Raw genomic sequence first — 21211 nt, forward strand, 5'->3', positions numbered from 1 at the left:
GGGCGGCACATGGGCGATGGCGAGGGAAAGAAAGGCGGGCCCCGGGTCAGGCCCGGGGCGACGAACGCTTCAGCTCAGCAGAGCGAGATATCTGGCCTCGGTTTCGGCCATATAGTCGCGGGTGAGCGGGAGGGCGTGGCGGCTGCGGGCGAACTGGATCTGATAATTGCCCATGCCGCCGCTTTCGAAGGCGGCGGTCGCGCCGGCGAGGTAAAAGGTCCACATGCGATAAAAACGCTCGTCCATCATCGCGACAATCTCCTCGCGGTGGGCAAGCGTGCGGGCATACCATTGGCGCAGCGTCAGCGCATAATGGAGACGCAGCGTTTCGACATCGGTGACGATCAGGCGGCTTTTCTCGCTCGCGGCGACCGTCTCGCTGAGCGCGGGGATATAGCCGCCGGGGAAAATATATTTGCGGGTGAAGGCGTCGGTCGAGCCGGGGCGCCCGAAACGGCCGATAGTGTGAAGCAGCATCACCCCTTCGGCCTTCAGCAGATTGGCGGCGCAGCGGAAGAAGGTATCGAAATTGCGCGCGCCGACATGTTCGAACATGCCGACCGAGACAATGCGGTCGAAGCCGCCCGGCTCGCGCTCGGCAAGGTCGCGGTAATCGACCAGTTCGAAGGTGACGCGGTCGATCAGCCCTTCGGCGGCGGCGCGCTCCTGTGCCAGCGCAAGCTGTTCCTGCGACAGGGTGATGCCATGGACGCGCACATCGGCGAGCTTGGCGAGGCTGATCGCCATACCGCCCCAGCCGCAGCCGATGTCGAGAATGCGCTGCCCGGGCGCCAGTGCGAGCTTGGCGGCGATATGCGCTTTCTTGGCGATCTGTGCCTGCTCCAGCGTCATGTCGGGGCGCGGCCAATAGGCGCAGCTATATTGCATGTCGCTGTCAAGGAAGAGGCGGTAGAGATCGTTGCCGATATCATAATGATGCGCGACATTGGCGCGCGAGCGGCGGCGGCGGTTGACCGAATTGAGCCGTGTCTTGACCCAGTCCGCCGCCTGCCCCACCGGCCCGCGATCCTTGAGCTTTGCGCCGCGATCCCAGGGGGTGTTGGACCGAAGCAGCGCGATCAGCTCCATGATGTCGCCCTGTTCGATCACCATCTCACCGTCCATAAAGGCTTCGGCGGCGCCCACGCGCGGGTCGAGGATGATGCGGCGCATGCCCTTTGCGCTGGTGAAACGCACGGTCACATCGGGAAAGCCGTCAGCGGGCGTGCCATAAATTTCACGCGTGCCGTCCGGCCCGATGATCGTGAACTGACCCTGTTTAATGACGCGCGAGAGAAAGGGGTGAAGGATCGACATAGGGGGAGCCTTTCGTCTCTTCGGATATTCTGGTCCGACGGGGCATAACATTGCTGAGCGCCCCGGTCTGCCCCCTTATCATCGCTATTGGCTTTTGCGCACACATGGTCCTGGCGCGAGGGACGCCATCATCGCGGCCGGGCGAAGCTGGAGATTGCTTTGGCCCCGGAGTTGTCCGGGGCCTTGCAATGACGGTGGTGGATAAACTATGCCGCGACTTCGGCGGCATATTCCTCGCGATATTGGTTGCGCAGGCTGACCTTGTCGATTTTCTCGCTGCCCAATTTGGGCAGGGCATCGCTCGCCATCCAGATGCGACAGGGCACCTTATAGGGGGCAAGCCGCTCCTTCAGAAATTCGCTCAAGCCCTCGGCATCGACCTTGCTGCCCGGCGCCATCCACACGACCGCTCCGACGACTTCGCCCAGCCGCTCGTCAGGCAGGCCGAAAACCGCGCATTCGCTGGCCTCGGGATGTTCGTAAATCGCCGCTTCGACTTCCTGGCAGCTGATATTTTCGCCGCCGCGGATGATGATGTCTTTCTTGCGGTCGACGATGAACAAATAGCCATCCTCGTCGAGATAGCCGAGGTCACCGGTGCGGAAATAGCCATTGTCGAAAAAGGCCGCCTTGGTCGCCGCCTCATTATTCCAATAGCCTTCGAAATTGGCGATCGAGCGGATGCAGACTTCGCCAACCTGCCCCTGGGCGAGCGGTTCGCCCTGATCGTCGAGGATCGCCAGATCGACGAGCGGCTTGGAAGCCGGGCCGGTCGAGAGCGGCTTTTCGAGATAATTTTCATTGAGGTTGCCGCAGCCCACCGCATTGGTTTCGGTGAGGCCATAGCCAAGCAGCGGCTTGCCCCCGTCCATCCCTTCGGCAAGGCGCTTTACATGTTCGGGCGGACGCGGCGCCCCCCCGGCGGCATAGCTTTTACACGTCGACAGATCATATTTCGACCGGTTCGGATGGACGAGCATTTCATAGCTCATCAAGGGGACGCCGACGAAATAATTGACCTGTTCATCCTGAATCAGCCGCATCGCCTCTTCGGCATTCCATTTGGGCATCAGCACCAATTTGCGGCCCAGCGCGATGCTTTGCATGAACACCGGAATTTCGGCGGTGACGTGGAACAGCGGGGTGCAGACCAGGGTCGCGGGCTGGATGTCGGACATCAGCCCGTCCTGCGTCAAAAGATGCACCATGCTCGCGGTTTGCGTCACATAGTTGAAGATCGCCTGCACCACCGAGCGGTGGCGCGAATAGGCGCCCTTGGACTGGCCCGTCGACCCCGAGGTGAAGAGGATGGTGGCAAGATCATCGCCGTTGAGCGCAGGCAATTGCGTGTCCGCGCTGCCCCCCGACGTGATGGGTGCGATGGCTTCGCTGATCGGCTTGGCGATGTCGAGCGTGATGACCTTGGCACCGTGGGACACTTCCTCGAGTCGCGCCGCGCGCTGCGGGTCGGCGATCACCAGCTTTGCCTCGCTGTCGGTAATGCCCGCGGCGAGTTCGCCGCCCTGCCACCAACCGTTGAGCAGGGTCGCGCAGCCGCCCGCCATCAATATGCCGATATAGGCGACGCACCAGGCATTGGCGTTGCGCATCGCGAGGGCGACGCGGTCGCCGCGCGCGACGCCATGGCCTTCGACAAGGCCCGCGGCGACCTGCCGGGCGGCGGCATATACTTGTTTGAAACTCAAGCGTTCCTCGCCCTCGACGAGGAAAGTCGCATCGCCATGCTGCGCACAAAAATAGGCGACGTAATCGACCAGATTCGTCGGCGCGTTGGTGATGAAGGGCAGTTCGCGCCCAAAGCGTTCGATGGTTCCAACCTGGATCGGCCCGCCCGGGCCGGTGATCACATTATAGGCGGCTTCCAGACGCAGATCGAGCGCTGATGGCATCTTGTATCTCTCCTCTTGGTCTCTCTTGCCTTACCCCTTATGGGGAAGACCTCTCATGGGGAAGGTCCGAGACTAAATGAATTTTCTTTTGCTACTAGCCGAAGCAACACAATATGTGAACTTCCATGATTTGATGGGAGAGAATAGCGAAATTGCGTTCAGCATCTTTGGATTCCCCATCCGCTGGTACGCCCTCGCCTATCTCGCGGGCATCTTCCTCGGCTATTGGTATCTGTTGAAGCTGATCGCGCAGCCCGGCGCCCCGATGGCGCGCCGCCACGCCGACGACATGATCTTTTACGCCATGCTGGGCATCATCATCGGCGGACGGCTCGGCTATGTGCTTTTCTATAATCTCGGCGCTTATCTGCAGGACCCGCTCGGGATTTTCCGCCTGTGGGACGGGGGCATGTCGCTGCATGGCGGGGTGATCGGCGTGCTGGTCGCCATCTGGTATGTGACGAAGAAGGAAGGGCTGAACTTCCTGCGCTTTTGCGATTATATCGCCTGCGCCGTGCCCTTTGGCCTCTTCCTCGGCCGCCTGGCCAATTTCGTCAATGGCGAGCTGTGGGGCCGCGCGACCGATGTGCCATGGGCGATCATCTTTCCCGGCAGTGGCACGATGGACCCGCGCCACCCCAGCCAGCTGTATGAAGCGGGGCTGGAAGGATTGCTGATGATGGCGATCCTCGCCTTTTTCTTCTGGCGCACCGATGCCCGCTACAAGCCCGGATTCCTCGTCGGGATGGCGGCCATTATCTATGGCCTCAGCCGTTTTGCGGTCGAATTTGTGCGCGAACCCGATGCACAATTGGGCACGCTGTCTTGGGGGCTGACCATGGGCCAGACGCTGACCCTTCCGATGCTGATCATCGGCGTGTGGCTGGTCGCCACCGCCAAGGGACGCCGCCAGCGCGTCGAGCCGATTGCGGGGCCCGACAGCATTGCCTGACGCCCCGCCCTCGGCGGCGCGGCTGATGGAGGAGATTGCAGCGGCGCGAAAGCGGACCGTCGCCGATTATATGGCGGCGGCCAATGCCTATTATTATGCGACCCGCGACCCGCTGGGCGCCGCCGGTGACTTCACCACCGCGCCCGAAATCAGCCAGATGTTCGGCGAGATGATCGGCATCTGGATCGCAGACCTGTGGAGCCGCGCGGGAAAGCCGCCCTTTTATTATGTCGAGCTGGGCCCCGGCCGGGGGACGCTCGCCGCCGATGCGCTGCGCGTCATGGCGCGCTTTGGCGCCAAGCCGCTGGGGGTGCAACTGGTCGAAACCAGCCCGGCGCTGCGCGCGGCACAATTGGCGCGGGTTCCGGGTGCGCGTCACCATGATGAGGTGGATAGCCTGCCTGATGATGCGCCGCTGATCATCGTCGCCAATGAATTTTTCGACGCGCTGCCCATTCATCAATATGTCGCCACCGAAGAGGGCTGGCGTGAGCGCATGGTCGAGCGGCAAGGCGAGAGCCTTGTCCCGGTCGCAGGCGAGGTGTCCGCCGACGACGCCATCCCCGCGCCGCTGCGCGCCAGTGCGCCGGGCACCATCGTCGAGACCGCACCCGTGTCGGCGGCGATCATGCAGCGATGCGCCTTTCGCCTTGCGCGGCAGGGCGGCGCGATGCTGGCCATCGACTATGGCTATAGCGGCCCGGCGGCGGGCGACAGTTTGCAGGCGGTGAAGGCGCATCGCTTTGCCGATCCCTTTGCCGATCCGGGCGAAGTGGACCTGACCGCCCATGTCGATTTCACCCCGCTGGCCGAGGTCGCGCGCGCGGCAGGCGCCCGTCCCTTTGGCCCGGTGGAGCAAGGCGAGTGGCTGCGCGCCATGGGCATCGACGCCCGGCTCGTCAGCCTGTCCGCCGCCGCGCCGGACCGCGCCGACGAATTGGCGGGGCAGCGCGACCGGCTGACCGGCGCCAATGCCATGGGGCGCCTGTTCAAGGCGCTCGCCCTCACCGCCCCCGACTGGCCCGCGCCTGCGGGCTTTCCCCCTGACAGGAAAGACTGAATGCCCCCGATAACGCTTGCCACCCTTGACGATGCCGACGATATTTCCCGCTTTGCTGAGGCGAGCTTTACCCACACTTTCGCGCATCTTTACGACCCCGCCGATCTGGCGGCCTTTCTGGCGGGCTGGAACCCGCCCGAACGGGTGCGCGCGCAAATCGCCGATTCGGCGATGGATATTGCGCTGGTGCGCGGCGAGGATGGCGCCATTCAGGGCTATATCAAGATGGGGCCGATCGACTTTGACCTGCCTGAAGGCCAGCCACATGAAGGCGCAACCGAATTGCACCAGCTTTATGTCGCGCCCGAGGCCAAGGGCACCGGGGTTGCCGCTGCGCTGATGCAATGGGGCATCGACTGGGCGCGGGCACGCGCCTCGATCCTTTATCTGTCGGTGTTCAGCGACAATCCGCGCGCGCAGGCCTTTTACCGTCGCTTTGGTTTTACCGATGTCGGGCGCAACGCTTTTCGCGTCGGCAATCATATTGACGAGGATCGCATCTGGAGGCTCGACCTGTGACCCCGCCCTTCACCACCGCCGCGCCGCTCGCGGGGATTCCGCACGGATTTTTCGGACGGCAGGGCGGCGTTTCAGATGGAGAGCTGGCCTCGCTCAACTGCGGGCTAGGGTCGGATGATGATCCGGCGCTGATCGCCGAAAACCGCCGCCGCGTGGCGGACAGCCTGTTGCCGGGCGCGGCGCTGGCGGGGCTGTATCAGGTGCATGGCAATCGCTGTGTCATTCTGGATGAAAGCAGCAACCTGTCGGCGCGGCCCGAAGCCGATGCGATGGCGACGCGCGCACCGGGACTACTGCTCGGCATTTTGACCGCCGATTGCGTTCCCGTGCTGTTTTCCGACCGCGCGGCCGGGGTCGTCGGCGCCGCCCATGCGGGGTGGAAGGGCGCGCTTGCCGGGGTGACCGACAGCACATTGGACGCGATGGAGACGCTGGGGGCGCGGCGCGAGCATATCGCCGCCGCCATCGGCCCCTGCATTGGCCGCGCCTCCTATGAGGTTGACGATGCCTTTGTGCAGCGTTTCGTCGCGGACGATCCGGGGAATGAGCATTTCTTCGCTGCCGGCGCGCGCGCGGGTCATGCCATGTTCGACATTGCCGCCTATGTCGCCGCGCGGCTTGCGCGTGCAGGCGTGGCAACGGTTGCCATCGACGGCGCGGATACCTACGCCGAGGCAGAGACATATTATAGCTATCGCCGGGCATGCCACAGGCAGGAAAACAGCTATGGCCGCCAACTATCGGTGATCGGCGTGGGAGGGAAACAGGGCGGATGACACGCACGCGGTTTTTCGGACTGATCGGCGGCGCGTTCGTCTTTCTTCTGATGCTTCTCCTGCCCGCACCCGAAGGCATGACGCTGCCCGCGTGGCGGATCGCGGCGCTCACCATCCTGATGGCGATCTGGTGGATGACCGAGGCGCTGCCGCTGACCGTAACCGCGCTGCTGCCGTTCCTGATCGTGCCCTTTGCCGGGGTGATGTCGGCGAAGGACATTGCCAGTCAATATTATGACCCGATTCTCTTTCTGATTCTGGGAGGCGCCTTTCTGGCGCTTGCTATCGAGCGGGTGGGGCTGCACCGGCGCCTCGCGCTCGCGCTGCTCAAGCTTGCCCCGCCGACGCCGACAGGGCTGCTGTTCGCCTTCATGGCCGCGACCGCGATTTTATCGATGCTGATTTCCAACACTTCGACCACGCTGATCATGGTGCCCATCGCGCTCGCCGTGCTGCGCGCCGGAGGGATAGAGGCAGCGGATACGCGCGGTTTTGCTGGCGCGGTGATGATGGGCATTGCTTTTTCAGCCTCGATCGGCGGCCTCGGCACCTTGGTCGGCAGCCCGACCAACGCCATCGCCGCGGGGCTGATCGAGCGCGCGCTCGACCTTCGCATCGGCTTTGCGACCTGGGCGCTGTATGGCGTGCCCGTTGTGGTCCTTGCCGTACCCGCTGCAATGCTCATCCTCGCACGGGTACAGCGGCTGAGCGAGCATCCTTTCGATGGAAAGGCGGCGTCCAGCGCGCTGGGACATCAGGCGATCTGGACGACCGCCGAACGGCGCGTCGTGCCGATTGTTGTTCTGGTCGTCGGCCTGTGGATGCTGCAGCGACTGATTGAGCCGCTCGTCCCGGCGGGCGCGCTCACCGATGGTACGATTGCCGTGGCGGGGAGCCTGTTGCTCTTCACCCTTCCCGACGGCACGGGGCGTCCGCTGCTGATCTGGAAAGAGGCTGACCGTGCCCCTTGGGGGGTGATCATGCTGTTCGGCGGGGGTCTTGCGCTGGCGGCGGCGATTACCGAAAGCGGGCTGGCCGCCTGGCTGGGCAGCGTGCTCGCGCCGCTGGGGTCGATGCCGACGCTTTTGCTCGCCGCGATCATCGTCGGCTTGACGATCCTGATCACCGAATTTGCGAGCAATGTCGCGACCGCGAGTGGCATCATGCCGGTGCTCGCCGCACTGATCGCCGCGACCGGGGCCGATCCGATCTTGCTCGCCCTACCCGTCGCCATGGCAGCAAGCTGGGGCTTTATGCTGCCGTCGGGCACCGGTCCCAACGCCATTGCCTGGGCGACCGAGCATATCGCCCTGCCCCGCATGCTGAAGGCTGGGCTTGCGCTCGATATATTGGGCGTGCCGCTGCTCGTCGGAACCATCTGGATCATCGCGATGTTGGGATGACGAGACGCAGCATATTCGCTAGTTTCAGTTGAAACAATCTCAACGCGCAAGGAAGCCCATGGCCAGCATCGACAATAATGAACTCACCGGCACGCCCGCGCGGCGCAAGCCCAAGGAGGATGTGACCGAAATCGGCGGCCGCGCCCTGTCGCCCTCGACGCTGATGATGGGTTATGGCTATGACCCCATGCTGTCCGAAGGATCGCTGAAGCCGCCGATCTTTCTGACCTCCACCTTTGCCTTTGAAAGCGCAGCCGCGGGCAAGCGCCATTTTGAAGGCATCACCGGCAAGCGCCCCGGCGGCGCCGAAGGCCTGGTTTATTCGCGCTTTAACGGACCCAATCAGGAGATTTTGGAGGCGCGCCTCGGCGTCTGGGAACAAGCAGAGGATGCGCTGGTTTTTTCGAGCGGCATGTCGGCCATCGCCACCCTGCTGCTCGCCCATGTCAGCATGAATGATGTGATCGTGCATTCGGGGCCGCTGTATGCCGCGACCGAGACGCTGATCGCGCGCATTCTGTCGCGCTTTGGAGCCACCTATGTCGACTTTCCCGCCGAAGCCTCGCGCGAGGAAATGGACGATATTCTGATCCGTGCCAAGGAGATGGCGGCGAGCCAGGGCGGAAAGGTGGCGATGGTATATCTGGAAAGCCCCGCCAATCCGACCAATGCGCTGGTCGATGTGCAGGCGATGCGCGCCGCAGTGAACGCCGCCTTTGCCGCCGATGACCGCCCGCCCATCGCCATCGACAATACGTTTCTGGGGCCGCTCTGGTCCAAGCCGCTCGCCCATGGCGCCGACATCGTGCTTTACAGCCTGACCAAATATGCGGGCGGACACAGCGATCTGGTCGCGGGCGGTGTGCTGGGGTCAAAGCATTGGCTCGGCCCCATTCGCATGATGCGCAACACCATCGGGACCATCTGTGACCCCAACACCGCCTGGATGCTGCTGCGGTCGCTGGAAACGGTCGAACTGCGGATGAGCCGCGCGGGCGAAAATGCCGAAAAGGTCTGCGCTTTTCTGAAAAACCACCCCAAGGTCGACGGGCTGGGCTATCTCGGCTTTCTTGATGACGGCCCGCAAAAGGATATTTTCCGGCGCCATTGCACCGGCGCGGGGTCAACCTTTTCGCTGTTCATCAAGGGCGGCGAGGAGGAAAGCTTCCGCTTTCTCGACGCGCTCAAAATCGCGAAGCTGGCGGTGAGCCTCGGCGGGACCGAGACGCTGGCGAGCCATCCGGCAGCGATGACGCATTTGTCGGTTCCCGATGAACGCAAGAAAGCACTGGGCATCACCGACAATCTGGTGCGCATCTCCATCGGCATCGAAAATGCCGATGATCTGATCGCCGATTTCGACCAGGCGCTGGCGGCGGTTTAGGCGCACTGGCGGCGACCAAGTGCGGCCCTTTATTGCGTCGCCGAAACCGCCATTCGATCCTGCGCCCAAAGGGCCCTCGATGGCGCTCCTATTTCCGCGCCCGCCAGTCCACGACCTGCCAGCCCATTTTGGGCGCGAGCAGGCGCAATTTGCGTGACGGGGTGGTCGCCACCGCCTCATCGGCGAAATGGAGCATCGGATGATCCGAAACATGGTCGGAATAGGCGCGGATATGGGCGGCATCGCGGGTGATCGCATTGCCTTCCATCCATTCGCTGATCCGCGCAAATTTCGCCTCGCCATAGCAATTGTCGCCCGACAATCGCGCATGGATGTGATCGGCGCCATCGGGTTCGTCGAGCCGGGTGGCGAGCACATCGTCAATCCCCAGCCGCCGCGCAATGGCATCGACATAAAGGTGAAAGGATGCAGTCGCGAGCAGCAGCCGATAGCCCGCCGCGCGGTCGGCGGCGATTTGTTCGAGCGCGGCGGGGTGCAGCCCCTTGGCCACAACATGATCGGCATAGCTTTCAGCAAGCGGCACAATCTCGCTGCGGCTGAAGCGTTTGCCGACAAGCAGTCGAAGGTTGATCGCCTTCAATTGCGAGCGGGTGAGGATCCGCAGCATATAGGCCAGCCCCGCCAGCCCGACGAGCGGCAGCAGGAGGAGCCGCCATTGCTGGCGCCGTCGCGCGACATGAATCAGAAAGCCGCTATAGGTGCCCGAGCGAGTGATCGTCCGGTCCATGTCATAAAGGGCGACGCGGTGCATATAATCGGGCGCGAGCGAGGGCGACGGCTTATTCATAAGCCTGTTCATAGGCATCCCGGCGCGCCACGCCAAGCGGGCGGATTAACTTGCCGTTCCACGCCAAATCCTCCAAGGTCGGCGCTATCATGGTAGCACGTGCAGACTTTGACTATGACGAGGGACCCGGCGGCGCAGAGGTCCGTTTTACGGGCCGGCTGACGCTCGCGCGGCTGGGCGATGTGCCCGACCGGCTCGACGCGCTCGGCTCCATCACCCGGCTCGACCTGTCGGCCATCGACCGGATCGACACGGTCGGCGCGTGGATCGTCACCCGGACCGCCCGCGCGCAGGGCGCCGAGATCAGCGGCGCCAGCCCCGCGGCGCAGCAATTGCTCGACGCGCTGGCGACCGACACCAGCGAATTTCGCGTCCGTCCCGACCAGCGCCCGATGCTCTATCGGATGCTGGAACAGGTGGGCAGCGCCAGCGTCGCGATCTGGAACGAACTGGTCGGCATTGTCGATTTCTTTGGCGCGATGGTCGTCGCGCTTTTTCACCAGATTCGCGCGCGCCGCCGTCTGCGCTGGAACGCCATTGTCACCCGGTTTCAGGCCGTTGGCGTCGATGCCCTGCCGATTATCGGACTGATGAGCTTTTTGATCGGCATCGTTATCGCGCAGCAGGGCGCGGTTCAGCTGCGCCAGTTCGGGCTGGAAGTGTTCACGATCAACCTCGTCGGCCGCGCCTCGATTCGTGAACTGGGGCTGCTGATGACTGCGATCATGGTCGCGGGCCGATCGGGCAGCGCCTTTGCCGCGCAGATCGGCACAATGAAATTGACCGAAGAGGTGGACGCGATGCGGACCATCGGGGTTTCGCCGATGGAAGCCATTGTCCTGCCGCGCGTGGCGGCATCGACCATCACCATGCCGCTGCTTGGTTTTTACGCCAGCATTTGCGCGGTGATCGGCGGCGGCGCCTTTTGCTGGGTCGGCCTCGAAATTCCGCCGCTCACCTATATACAGCGATTGCGGGAAATCATCCCGATGACCGATGTGTGGATCATGCTGATCAAGGCGCCGGTGTTCGGCATATTGATCGGCGTCACCGGCTGTTATGAAGGCATGCAGGTGCGCCAGAATGCCGAAGAAGTCGGCAGCCGCACTACCTCTGCCGTGGTCGCCGCCATTTTCCTGGTCATCGTGCTCGATGCGATGTTCGCTGTTTTCTTTTCGTCGATCGGTTGGAACTGATGAGCGAAGAAGAACAGGAATTGCTGGAACAGGAGCAGGCCGCGGCCGATGCCGTGCGTCCCGACCATTTCGAGATAGCCATCCGTATCCGCAATCTATGCAACCAGTTCGGCGACGCCGTCGTCCATGAGGGGCTGGATCTTGACGTGCGTTCGGGCGAGATATTGGGCGTCGTGGGCGGGTCCGGCACCGGCAAATCGGTGCTGATGCGCTCGATCATCGGGCTGCAAACGCCGACGTCAGGCGAGATTGAAGTTTATGGCAAAACGCTCGACACCATCTCCAATGAAGAGGAATCGCGCGACCTGCGCCGCCGCTGGGGCGTGATGTTTCAGGGGGGCGCACTGTTTTCCACGCTCAGCGTCGCGGAAAATATCCAGGTTCCGCTGCGCGAATATTATCCGCGGCTCGATGAAAAGCTGCTCGACGAAATCGCCGCCTACAAAGTGGCGATGGTCGGTCTTCCTCCCGATGCCGGTCCCAAATATCCGGCCGAATTGTCGGGCGGCATGGTCAAGCGCGCAGGCCTTGCGCGTGCGCTGGCGCTCGACCCCGCGCTGCTTTTTCTCGACGAGCCTACAGCGGGGCTGGACCCGATTGGTGCGGCAAAGTTCGACGCCCTGATCCGTGAACTGGCTGACACAATGGGGCTGACCGTCTTCCTGATCACCCATGATCTGGATTCGCTTTACGCCACCTGCGACCGGGTCGCGGTGCTGGCGGAAAAGAAGGTCATCGCAGTGGGGACGATACCCGAACTGCTGGCGACCGAGCATCCCTGGATACAGGAATATTTCAATGGCCCGCGCGGACGCGCCGCGGCGGGCGGCAATCTGACGCAAGGGCGTCAGGATAGGAAAAACTGATGGAAACGCGCTCTAACAATATCGTTGTCGGGGTCTTCGTCCTCTTCTTCATGGCGGCGCTCGCCGTGTTCATCGTGTGGATGGCGAATGATAGCGGCGGCGCAAAGCGCCAATATGACATCTTCTTCAAACAGGCCGTCGATGGCCTGAACAAAGGCGCGCAAGTGCAATTTTCCGGCGTTCCCGTGGGCCAGGTGCGCGAAATTGAACTGTGGCGCGACGATCCGCAATTTGTTCGCGTTCGTATCGAGGTCGATGAACAAGTCCCCATTTTGCAGGGCACGACCGCCGCGCTGGAAGGCGTCGGCTTTACCGGCGTGTCGCAAATCTCGCTCGACGGCGCGGTCAAGGGCGCGCCCCCCATCGCCGACAAGGGACCAGCGGGCAAGCCGGTGATCCCCAATCGCGTCGGCGGCCTTGGCGAATTGCTCAACACCGCGCCGCAGCTTCTCCAGCGGCTGTCGACCTTGACCGAACGGCTTGCCGAACTGGTCGATGATGAAAATCAGGCAAGCTTTGCTTCGATCCTGAAAAATGTCGAACAGACGACGGCGATCATGGCGCGCAACGGCCCGGCGATCGAAAAGACGCTCGCCGACACGCGCATCGCCATCCAGCAAACGGGCCATGCCGCCGAACAGATCGGCAATCTGGCCGCGGCAACGCAGGGCACGGTCGATCGCAATATCGACCCGGCGATGGAAAATCTGCGCAACACGCTCGCTTCGGCCAACCAGTCGATGAAAACACTGGAAGCGACCATCGCCGATGCGCGCCCCGGCCTGCAGACCTTCAGCCAGACGACGATTCCCGAAGCCAATGCGCTGATCCGCGATTTGCGTCGCACCTCTTCCTCGCTGTCGAGCCTCACTGACAAGCTCGACCAGCAGGGGGCGGGCGCCGTGATCGGTGGCGCGAAGCTGCCCGACTATAAACCATGAGCCTTCAGATGAGGATGTCTGCCATGACCCGCCGCCTGTCCATCCTGACCTTTGGCGCCGCCAGCGCGCTCGCGCTTTCGGCGTGCGTAAGCCTTGGCGGAAAGCCCCCGCCCTTCCTGCTTACCCTGGAACCCGATGCGGCCCCGGCGACTGGCGAGCTGCGCTCGACCAGTTCGCGAACGCCGCTGACCATCCTGACCCCCACCGCGCCGCAGAAATTGCGGACCCAGCGCGTGCCAGTGCAACAAGATGGCGCCAGCATCGCTTATGTAAAGGACGCGCAATGGGTCGAGGCACCGCAGCGACTTTTCCAGCGGCTGCTCTCTGAAACCATCGCCGCGCGCTCCAGCCGTGTCGTCCTTGACGAAGGGCAATATCTGGCAGCGCCGGGGGATCAGCTTGCCGGGCAATTGCTCGATTTCGGGGTCGACGCGCGCAGCCAGCAGGCCATCGTCGTCTATCAGGCGATGCTCGTTTCCGCCGAAGGGAAGACGGTGACGCAGCAGCGTTTCGAAGCGCGCGAACCCATTGGCACCGCGACCGAAGCCAAGCCGGTGGGCGAAGCGCTGACCCGCGCGGCCAATCGCGTGGCGGGCGAAGTCGCCGCCTGGGTGGATAAATAGGCGGGCTTCGCGCGGTCACTTCATTACCTGCGGCATAATCGCCAGCGCGCGCGCCGCTCGCTAGGCCAGCCTCCACAAGGGGAGGCGGGCCATGGATCGACGCAATTTTTTCTCGGGGGCCGTGACGGGGGGCCTTGTCGGCGCCGCGGCCATGGCGGCGCCGTTGCTGGGACGCCCGGCGCCTTCGCTTTCTGAGTGCGGAGGGTCGGGCAGCGCTTTTGTCGCGGGTCGCGATGGCACGGCGCTGTTCGTGCGCGACTGGGGCGCGGGAAAGCCGCTGCTCTTTCTTTCGGGCTGGGCCTTACCGTCCGATTTCTGGCAATATCAAATGCTCGCGGCGGCGCAAAACGGCTACCGCGCCGTCGCCTATGACCGGCGCGGCCATGGCCGCTCGGCCGATCCGGGGCGCGGCTATGACCATGAGAGCCTTGCCGACGATCTGGCGGCGGTGATCGCCGCACGCGGCTTGTCGGACGTCACCCTGATTGCGCATTCGATGGGAGGGACCGAGGTTGCCCGCTATTTCGCGCGTCACGGCGGACATGGGGTATCGCGAGTGGCCCTAATCAGCACCATTACGCCCTTTTTGATGAAGGGGCCGGACAATGTCGCCGGGATCGACCCGGCGCTGCTGGCCGCGCTCAACGCCCCGCTGCGGCGCGACTTTCCCGCTTGGGTTGCCAAAAACACCCCGCCTTTCTTCACCCCGGATACGTCCGCCGAAATGAAGACATGGGGGCAGCAGATGATGTTGATGACCTCGCTGCTCGCCGCCGCCGAACTTGCCGAGGCCAATGCCCGCACCGATTTTCGCGCTGATGTAAGGCGGATCGGCGTGCCGACTCTGCTCATCCACGGCGACCGCGATGCCTCGGCCCCCTTGCCGCTGACTGCACAGGCGACCGCCGCCTTGCTACCCAATGGCGCGCTCACCATCTATGAAGGCGCACCGCATGGCCTTCCCCTCACCCATGGCGAGCGCCTGAATGCCGATATGCTGCGCTTTGTGAGAGGCTGACCCCGCGGCGTCCTCGTCAATTCTGGCCGCCCTTTACCGCCCCCTCCTCCCTTGTCAAAGCGGCAGACCATCCCTATCTGGCGCGCGCACGGCCTCTTTCGGGTTTCCGGCCGGCAATCTCCCACGAGCCCGCCGACCGAAAGGATATGCTCATGGGGTGGATTATTCTCGCCATCGCCGTTGTCACCGAAATCATCTGGGCACTCAGCCTGAAATGGGCCGCGACCGTCGGCACCTGGCAGGCGTCGATGGTGCCCATCACGCTCAGCTTCCTCAATATGGCGCTGCTCGCCTTTGCGATGCGCGAGATTTCCGCCGGCACTGCCTATGCGATCTGGACCGGCCTGGGCGCGGTCGGGGTGATCATCGGCGGCACCATCCTTTTTGGCGAAAAGGTCAGTTTGGTTCAGGCGGCCTTTATGACGCTGATCGTCATTGGCGTCGTCGGAACCAAGCTGTTCGCCGCCCAATAGGCAGCTGATCCCTCAAACGCCTTCCCGTCTCTGCTCCCCCCTCCCTCGCCAATGGCCCAAGGGAGGCGGCGCCCCGGCGTGATCGATGCATTTTCTGTTGACGTTATGATATTACATTACGTAAATGCCGCGCGATTCATCAGGGAGCATCGCATTCATGTCCAAGGAAAATTTTCGCCGGAGCGCTACTGCGCTTTTGGCAAGTGCATCGGTTATCGGCAGCATCGCTGCGGCGGCGCCCGCATCCGCCGCGACCAGTGAAGTCGCAGAGGATGTCGCCGACAATGTCGATGGCAAAGCAAAGGCCCGCACGCCCCGCGCCCATGACATTGTCGTGACCGGCCAATCGCTGGCGTCGGACACATTATCCCCCTTGCCCGTACAATTGCTGACCGGCGACGAGTTGGTTCACCGCCGCCAGGGCGGGCTCGGCGAAACGCTTGCGGGGCTGCCGGGCGTTCATCTCGACAATTTCGGCGGCGGCGCCTCGCGCCCCGTGATCCGTGGCCAGACCATGCCGCGCATCGAAATATTGACCGACGGCGCCAATTTGTTCGACGCATCCTCGGTCTCGCCGGACCATGCCATCACCACAGATCCGCTGCTGCTCGACGCCATCGAGATTCAGCGCGGCCCGGCGGCGGTGCGCTATGGCGGCAACGCCGTGAATGGTGTGGTCAATCTGATCGACAGCAAAGTGCCCAAGGTCATTCCCGAAGGCGGGCTGAGCGGCGCAGCCGAGGCGCGCTATGGCACCGGCGCCAGGGAACAGGCCCTCGCCGGGCGGGTGACCGCGGGGACGGGCATGTTCGCCGTCCATGTCGAAGGCGCATATCATGTGGCGGATGATTATGACGTCCCCAATGGCTATGGCAGCGACAGGCTGCAGGACTCATTTGCGGAGGGTAGCACGTATAGCGCCGGTGCCTCGCTGGTCACATCGCGCGGCTATATCGGCGCTGCCTATACGCGGCAGAACAGCGAATATGGGCTTCCCGGCCATTCGCATCGCAACGCCGTCTGTCACACCCATGGCCGCGACCTGCATTGCGCGGCGCATGATCAATATGACGATCCCTTCGGCTCCTCCGACGACCATACCGCCTCGATCAAGCTCAAGAGCGACCGCATCGATCTGCGCGGCGATTTCGCCGATCTCTTGCCCGGTTTTTCGCATCTCCGGCTGCGCGGTTCCTATACCGATTACCGCCATGACGAGATTGACGGCCCCGCGCTGTTCAGCCGTTATACCAACAAGGTCTGGGATGGCCGCATTGAACTGACGCACAAGCCGCTGTTGGGCTTCACCGGCACCTTTGGCATGCAATATACCGATGGGACATTCAGCGGCCTCAACGTCAACAATCTGCACCAGAAACCCGGTTCGACCAATTCGTCGGGGCTGTACAACAATGTCATTCCGCCCTTTTACCATGTGACGGAGAATATCGGGATATTCCTGAGCGAACGGCGGGCGTTCGGGCCGGTCGAAATCGAGCTCGCCGCGCGCAAGGATTGGCGGGAAATCACCCTGCCCACGCCCGAACATTATTTCACCGTCGCGCCGCACGCCGAAGCGGCCATCACCGCGATTTACGAGCGGCTCTATGGGGCGGATTGGCGCAATGTGATGAAAGCCAATGCCATCGCCGCCTATCATCGCAACAATCCGGATGCGAAGCATAAGCCCTTTTCGGCATCGCTCGGCGCCACCTGGAATATTGGCAATGGCTATTCAGCAGCCCTTTCGCTTGCCCGGACCGAGCGCGCGCCCAATGTCCGCGAGCTTTACGCCTATGGCAATAATCTGGCGACCAACAGCTATGAGGTCGGCCTGTCGCAGACGCGGCGTGCATCCTCAACCTTTCCCGAAAAGCGCACCGATGTGATGGAAACGACCAAGTCGGTCGACCTCACGCTTCGCAAGAGCGGGGGGCCGCTGGAATTTGAAATCGGGCTTTTCCACCAGGATATCGACGAGTATATTTTCGCTGAGCTGATCGAGACCGACACCGAAACAGGGGTTCCCGCCAATTATCTTCTCTATGTCGCGGCCGATGCCCGATTTCAGGGGGTTGATGGCCAGATCAGCTATCATCTGGACCCGACCACCCGCCTCACCATCTTTGGCGATTATGTCGATGCCAAGCTGAAGAGCGATGACGATAATCTGCCTCGTATTCCGCCGGGCCGGCTGGGCGCGCGCCTAAACTATGCCGAAGGGCCGCTGTCGTCCGACATCGAATATTATCATAGCTTCGCGCAGGACCGTTTCGCCTCCTATGAAACGCGCACCGCGGGCTATCATATGCTCAACGCAACGATTGCCTATCGTTTCGATCTGGGCGAGGCGAAAAATGTCGAATTTTACCTGCGCGGCACCAATTTGATGAATGAGCTGGCCTATGCCCACACCTCTTTCGTCAAAAACCAGTCGCCGCTTCGCGGGCGCAGCCTGGCCATCGGGATGCGGCATCAATTTTGAGGCATGAGGGGGCGACCGAAAGGCTCCGCCCCCTTTTCCGGTCTCAGCCCGCGAGGCTTTTTGACGCCTGCTCGGTGACGTCGCGCGAGAGGCCCGGTTGAGCGAGGATGCGGACGAGTTCAGCCTTCATCAGCGCCTGTCGTGCCTCGTCAAAGCGCTTCCAGCGGCCAAGCGGGGGCACCATGCGCGCGGCGGTCTGCGGATTTTTGGGGTCGAGCGCGATCACCAGATCGGCGAGCAGGCGGTAACCCGCGCCATCGGCCTGGTGAAAGGCCGCCTGATTGGAGGCAAAGGCGCCGTAGAGCGCGCGCACGCGATTGGGATTGCCAAGGGTGAAATCGGCGTGACCCGCCAGATCGGCGACCGCCGCCGCCGTGTCAGGGCGCTGCGCCCAGGCCTGCACCTGAAACCATTTGTCGAGCACGAGCGGATTGTCGCGGTAACGCTGATAGAAAATATCGAGCGCATGGGCGCGCTCGTCGCTGTCGCCATGCGCGAGCACCGCCAGCGCCGCCTGCCGCTCGGTCATGCCATCGGCGGCGGAGAAAATGTCAAAGGCGATGCGCGGCGCATCTTCGGCTCCCCTCGCCGCCAGATAGGCCAGCGCCACCCCGCGCAGGCGGCGGTGCCCCTTCGCGTCGGGGCTGAGGTCGGTCGCGGGCGGCGCGGGCTTCGCCAATAGCGCGCGCCACGCGCCATCCAGCGCGCGTCCCAATTCGCCCTGCAGCGCCAGCCGTTCGCGGCGGATGGCGTCGGGATCAACGGTGACCATCTGGTCGCCGATGAAGGCTTCGCTCGGCAGATTGACCGCCTCGGCGACGAAAGCCGGATCAGCCTCCGCCCCATCCAGCGTCAGCGCCACCGCGTCGATCACCGGCGCGCGATCCCCCGCCTTGCCTGCGACCGCAGCGACCAGCGTGTCGAGCATCAATTGCTGCAAGGCTTCATAGCGGGCGAAAGGATCATCATCGCTCGTCGCGAGCCAGGCAAGCTCGCCCGGCGCGCGATCATATTCGACGATCACCGGCGCGGAAAAACCGCGATTGATCGAAAGCGCAGGCCGCGTGGCAAAGCGGCCCAGCGGCACGCGCTGCTGCGCTTCGGCGAGGATGACGAGCGTGTCGGCCATCGCCTCTGCCCCGGCGTCCATGGCGAAGGCGGCAAGGCGCAGCGGGATCATCATCGGCTGTTTGTTCGGCTGTCCCGGTGTCGCCGGCACGCTTTGTGCGATGTCGAGCGACCATTCGCCGGCTTCCTCGACCAGCGAAATGCGGAGGCGGGGCGTGCCCGCCTGTTCATACCAGCGGCGGAATTGCGACAGGTCGATGCCCCCGCCCTCCTCCATCGCGCGGACAAAATCCTCGCAGGTGGCGGCTTCGCCATCGTGGCGATCAAAATAAAGATCGGTGGCGCGGCGGAATTTTTCCGGCCCTAGCAGAGTCGCCATCATGCGGATAATCTCCGCCCCCTTGTTATAGATGGTGGCGGTGTAGAAGTTGGATATTTCCTGATAGCTGTCGGGGCGGATCGGATGGGCGAGCGGCCCCGCATCCTCCGGAAATTGCGCGGCGCGCAGCAGGCGGACATCCTCGATTCTCTTGACCGCTGCCGAGCCCATGGCGGCGGAGAAACTCTGGTCGCGATAGACGGTGAAGCCTTCTTTCAGGCTCAACTGGAACCAGTCGCGGCAGGTGACACGATTGCCCGACCAATTGTGGAAATATTCATGCGCGACGACGCCTTCGACCCCGTCATAATCCATGTCGGTCGCGGTGTCGGGATCGGCAAGGATATAGCGGGTGTTGAAGATGTTCAGCCCCTTATTCTCCATCGCCCCCATATTGAAATCGCTGACCGCGACGATGTTAAACAGATCAAGATCATATTCGCGGCCATAAACCTCTTCATCCCACTTCATGCTGTTCTTGAGCGCGGTCATGGCATGATGGGTGCGGTCTTCATCGCCCTTGCGGACCCAGATGCCCAGTTCGACGCGGCGGCCCGACAGGGTGGTGAAATGGTCGCGGTTGACGACCAGATCGCCCGCGACCAGCGCGAAGAGATAGCTGGGCTTGGGCCAGGGATCTTCCCACAGCGCCCAGTGGCGCCCATCCTCGCCCTCCCCCGCCGCGACGCAATTGCCGTTCGACAAGAGGATCGGAAAGGCCGCATTGTCGCCCTCCATCCGCACCTTGTAGCGGCTGAGCACATCGGGACGGTCGGGGTGGAAGGTGATACGGCGAAAGCCTTCGGCCTCGCACTGGGTGCAGAGCATCCCGCCCGAGGCATAAAGGCCCATGAGCTGGCTGTTCGCCGCCGGGTCGATGCGCGTTTCAATCTCCACCGTCGCGGCGCGGCGGTCACCCAGATCAACGAGCAGGTCGCTGCCCTCCATGCGCCAGTCATTCCATGTCTCGCCATCGACGCGCAGCGCCAGCGGCTCGATTCCGTCGCCGCGCAACAGCAGCGGCGCGGGGCCTTCCCCATTGCGCTCGACCGACAGGGCGGCGGTCACATGTGTCTGCTCCAGCCCCAGCGCGAAATCGAGCGCGATATCGGGGAGCAGCCATTCGGGCGAACGATAGTCGCCGCGATGGATGGTAACAGGGGCAGCGGGCGTCGAAGAGGCGTCAGTCATGCATCGGGTCTAGGCGCGGCGCGGCAGGCGCGCAATAAGGGGTGCGATGGGACATATGATGATTTTCGGGCTCGGCTATGCCGCGGGCCATGTGGCGGAACGGCTGGATGCGCGCGGCTGGGAGGTCAGCGCGACGAGCCGCGACAGGCGCGCGGGCACGATGCGCTTTGACGATCAGGCGGCGGTGCTCGCGGCGCTGCGTTCGGCGACTCATATCCTCTCCTCGGTCCCGCCGGTCGAGGGGCGCGACCCGGTGCTCGATCTTTATGGCGAGGCCATCGCCCTCGCCCCGGCGCGCTGGACGGGCTATTTGTCTTCCACCGGCGTCTATGGCGATGCCGGCGGCGCGTGGGTCGATGAAAGCGCCGCGATTCAGGGCCGCCGCGCCGCGCGCAATGCCGCCGACGCCGCCTGGGCGATGCTGCGCGGCGATATGCGGGTGTTTCGCCTGCCGGGGATATATGGCCCCGGCCGCTCGATCCTCGATCGTATCAGGGAAGGGCGGGCGCATCGCATCGACCTTCCGGAGCAAGTTTTCAGCCGCATTCATGTCGCCGACATAGCGGGCGGGGTCACGGCGTCCTTTGCCGGTCCACCGGGGATTTACAATCTGGCCGATGATGAGCCCGCGCATCAAAATGCGCTGGTGGAATGGGGCTGCGCGATGCTGGGGGCACCACTGCCGCCGCTGCAATCGCTGGAGGAGGCAGCCCTGTCGCCCGCCGCGCGCGCTTTTTATGCCGAGAACCGGCGGGTGGCGAATGGCAAGGCGAAGCGGCTGCTGGGCTGGCGGCTGCGATATCCGACCTTTCGGGAGGGGGTGAGAGCTGTCGGTTGAGGCA

General features: G+C 63.4%; 18 protein-coding genes. 14 read left to right on the forward strand and 4 right to left on the reverse strand.

Annotated elements, in window-relative coordinates; genetic code table 11:
- Positions 1–69: 69 nt before the first annotated feature.
- Positions 70–1317, reverse strand: coding sequence for an SAM-dependent methyltransferase (locus JV18_RS0113945; RefSeq protein ID WP_033075555.1), 1248 nt, complete (start codon positions 1315–1317; stop codon positions 70–72).
- Positions 1318–1523: 206 nt separating this feature from the next.
- Positions 1524–3227, reverse strand: a complete 1704-nt coding sequence (locus JV18_RS0113950) for a class I adenylate-forming enzyme family protein (protein ID WP_033075556.1) — start codon at positions 3225–3227, stop codon at positions 1524–1526.
- A 76-nt stretch (positions 3228–3303) separates the two neighbouring features.
- On the opposite strand from JV18_RS0113950, the gene lgt reads away from it, so the two are divergent.
- From lgt to JV18_RS0113980, 6 genes are read left to right on the forward strand one after another with little or no spacing between them, the layout of a single operon-like run.
- Positions 3304–4179, forward strand: a complete 876-nt coding sequence (gene lgt / locus JV18_RS0113955; protein WP_033075557.1) for a prolipoprotein diacylglyceryl transferase — start codon at positions 3304–3306, stop codon at positions 4177–4179.
- Between the two features lie 25 nt (positions 4180–4204).
- On the forward strand, positions 4205–5239 hold the full coding sequence (locus JV18_RS0113960) for a class I SAM-dependent methyltransferase (protein ID WP_033075558.1): 1035 nt from the start codon (positions 4205–4207) through the stop codon (positions 5237–5239).
- The gene (locus tag JV18_RS0113965) at positions 5240–5758 is read left to right on the forward strand and encodes a GNAT family N-acetyltransferase (protein ID WP_052072291.1); all 519 of its coding nucleotides are present in this window, start codon (positions 5240–5242) and stop codon (positions 5756–5758) included.
- Entirely contained in the window at positions 5755–6534 is a 780-nt protein-coding gene (gene pgeF / locus JV18_RS0113970) for a peptidoglycan editing factor PgeF (RefSeq protein ID WP_033075559.1), read from the forward strand. Before JV18_RS0113965 ends, pgeF begins: the two co-directional genes overlap by 4 nt.
- The gene (locus tag JV18_RS0113975; protein WP_033075560.1) at positions 6531–7937 is read left to right on the forward strand and encodes an SLC13 family permease; all 1407 of its coding nucleotides are present in this window, start codon (positions 6531–6533) and stop codon (positions 7935–7937) included. The genes pgeF and JV18_RS0113975 overlap by 4 nt, the downstream gene beginning before the upstream one ends.
- 58 nt (positions 7938–7995) lie before the next feature.
- A complete protein-coding gene (locus JV18_RS0113980) occupies positions 7996–9321 on the forward strand; it encodes a cystathionine gamma-synthase family protein (RefSeq protein ID WP_033075561.1) in 1326 nt (441 codons plus the stop codon).
- A gap of 88 nt (positions 9322–9409) precedes the next feature.
- Here the strand turns inward: JV18_RS0113980 and JV18_RS0113985 are convergent, their stop codons facing one another.
- Positions 9410–10129, reverse strand: a complete 720-nt coding sequence (locus tag JV18_RS0113985; RefSeq protein ID WP_235303507.1) for an HAD family hydrolase — start codon at positions 10127–10129, stop codon at positions 9410–9412.
- 89 nt (positions 10130–10218) lie between these two features.
- On the opposite strand from JV18_RS0113985, the gene JV18_RS0113990 reads away from it, so the two are divergent.
- The 7 genes from JV18_RS0113990 (at position 10219) to JV18_RS0114020 (ending at position 17731) form a co-directional block, all read left to right on the forward strand.
- Entirely contained in the window at positions 10219–11325 is a 1107-nt protein-coding gene (locus JV18_RS0113990; RefSeq protein WP_033075562.1) for an ABC transporter permease, read from the forward strand.
- Positions 11325–12191: an ABC transporter ATP-binding protein gene (locus tag JV18_RS0113995; protein WP_033075668.1), complete on the forward strand. Its 867-nt coding sequence runs from the start codon at positions 11325–11327 to the stop codon at positions 12189–12191. The genes JV18_RS0113990 and JV18_RS0113995 overlap by 1 nt, the downstream gene beginning before the upstream one ends.
- Positions 12191–13132, forward strand: coding sequence for an MlaD family protein (locus JV18_RS0114000; protein ID WP_033075563.1), 942 nt, complete (start codon positions 12191–12193; stop codon positions 13130–13132). Before JV18_RS0113995 ends, JV18_RS0114000 begins: the two co-directional genes overlap by 1 nt.
- A gap of 23 nt (positions 13133–13155) precedes the next feature.
- Positions 13156–13755 (forward strand): ABC-type transport auxiliary lipoprotein family protein, encoded by a 600-nt coding sequence (locus tag JV18_RS0114005; RefSeq protein WP_033075564.1) that lies wholly within the window; start codon positions 13156–13158, stop codon positions 13753–13755.
- Between the two features lie 91 nt (positions 13756–13846).
- Positions 13847–14773, forward strand: a complete 927-nt coding sequence (locus JV18_RS0114010) for an alpha/beta fold hydrolase (RefSeq protein ID WP_235303509.1) — start codon at positions 13847–13849, stop codon at positions 14771–14773.
- 152 nt (positions 14774–14925) lie between these two features.
- Positions 14926–15246, forward strand: a complete 321-nt coding sequence (locus JV18_RS0114015) for a DMT family transporter (protein WP_033075670.1) — start codon at positions 14926–14928, stop codon at positions 15244–15246.
- Between the two features lie 157 nt (positions 15247–15403).
- A complete protein-coding gene (locus JV18_RS0114020; RefSeq protein ID WP_033075671.1) occupies positions 15404–17731 on the forward strand; it encodes a TonB-dependent receptor domain-containing protein in 2328 nt (775 codons plus the stop codon).
- Between the two features lie 43 nt (positions 17732–17774).
- Here the strand turns inward: JV18_RS0114020 and pepN are convergent, their stop codons facing one another.
- Complete coding sequence (gene pepN / locus JV18_RS0114025) at positions 17775–20369, reverse strand: aminopeptidase N (RefSeq protein WP_033075565.1); 2595 nt, start codon at positions 20367–20369, stop codon at positions 17775–17777.
- Between the two features lie 46 nt (positions 20370–20415).
- On the opposite strand from pepN, the gene JV18_RS0114030 reads away from it, so the two are divergent.
- Entirely contained in the window at positions 20416–21207 is a 792-nt protein-coding gene (locus tag JV18_RS0114030; protein WP_200879122.1) for an SDR family NAD(P)-dependent oxidoreductase, read from the forward strand.
- Positions 21208–21211 lie beyond the last annotated feature (4 nt).

Source organism: Sphingopyxis sp. MWB1 (assembly GCF_000763945.1).
GTDB lineage: Bacteria > Pseudomonadota > Alphaproteobacteria > Sphingomonadales > Sphingomonadaceae > Sphingopyxis.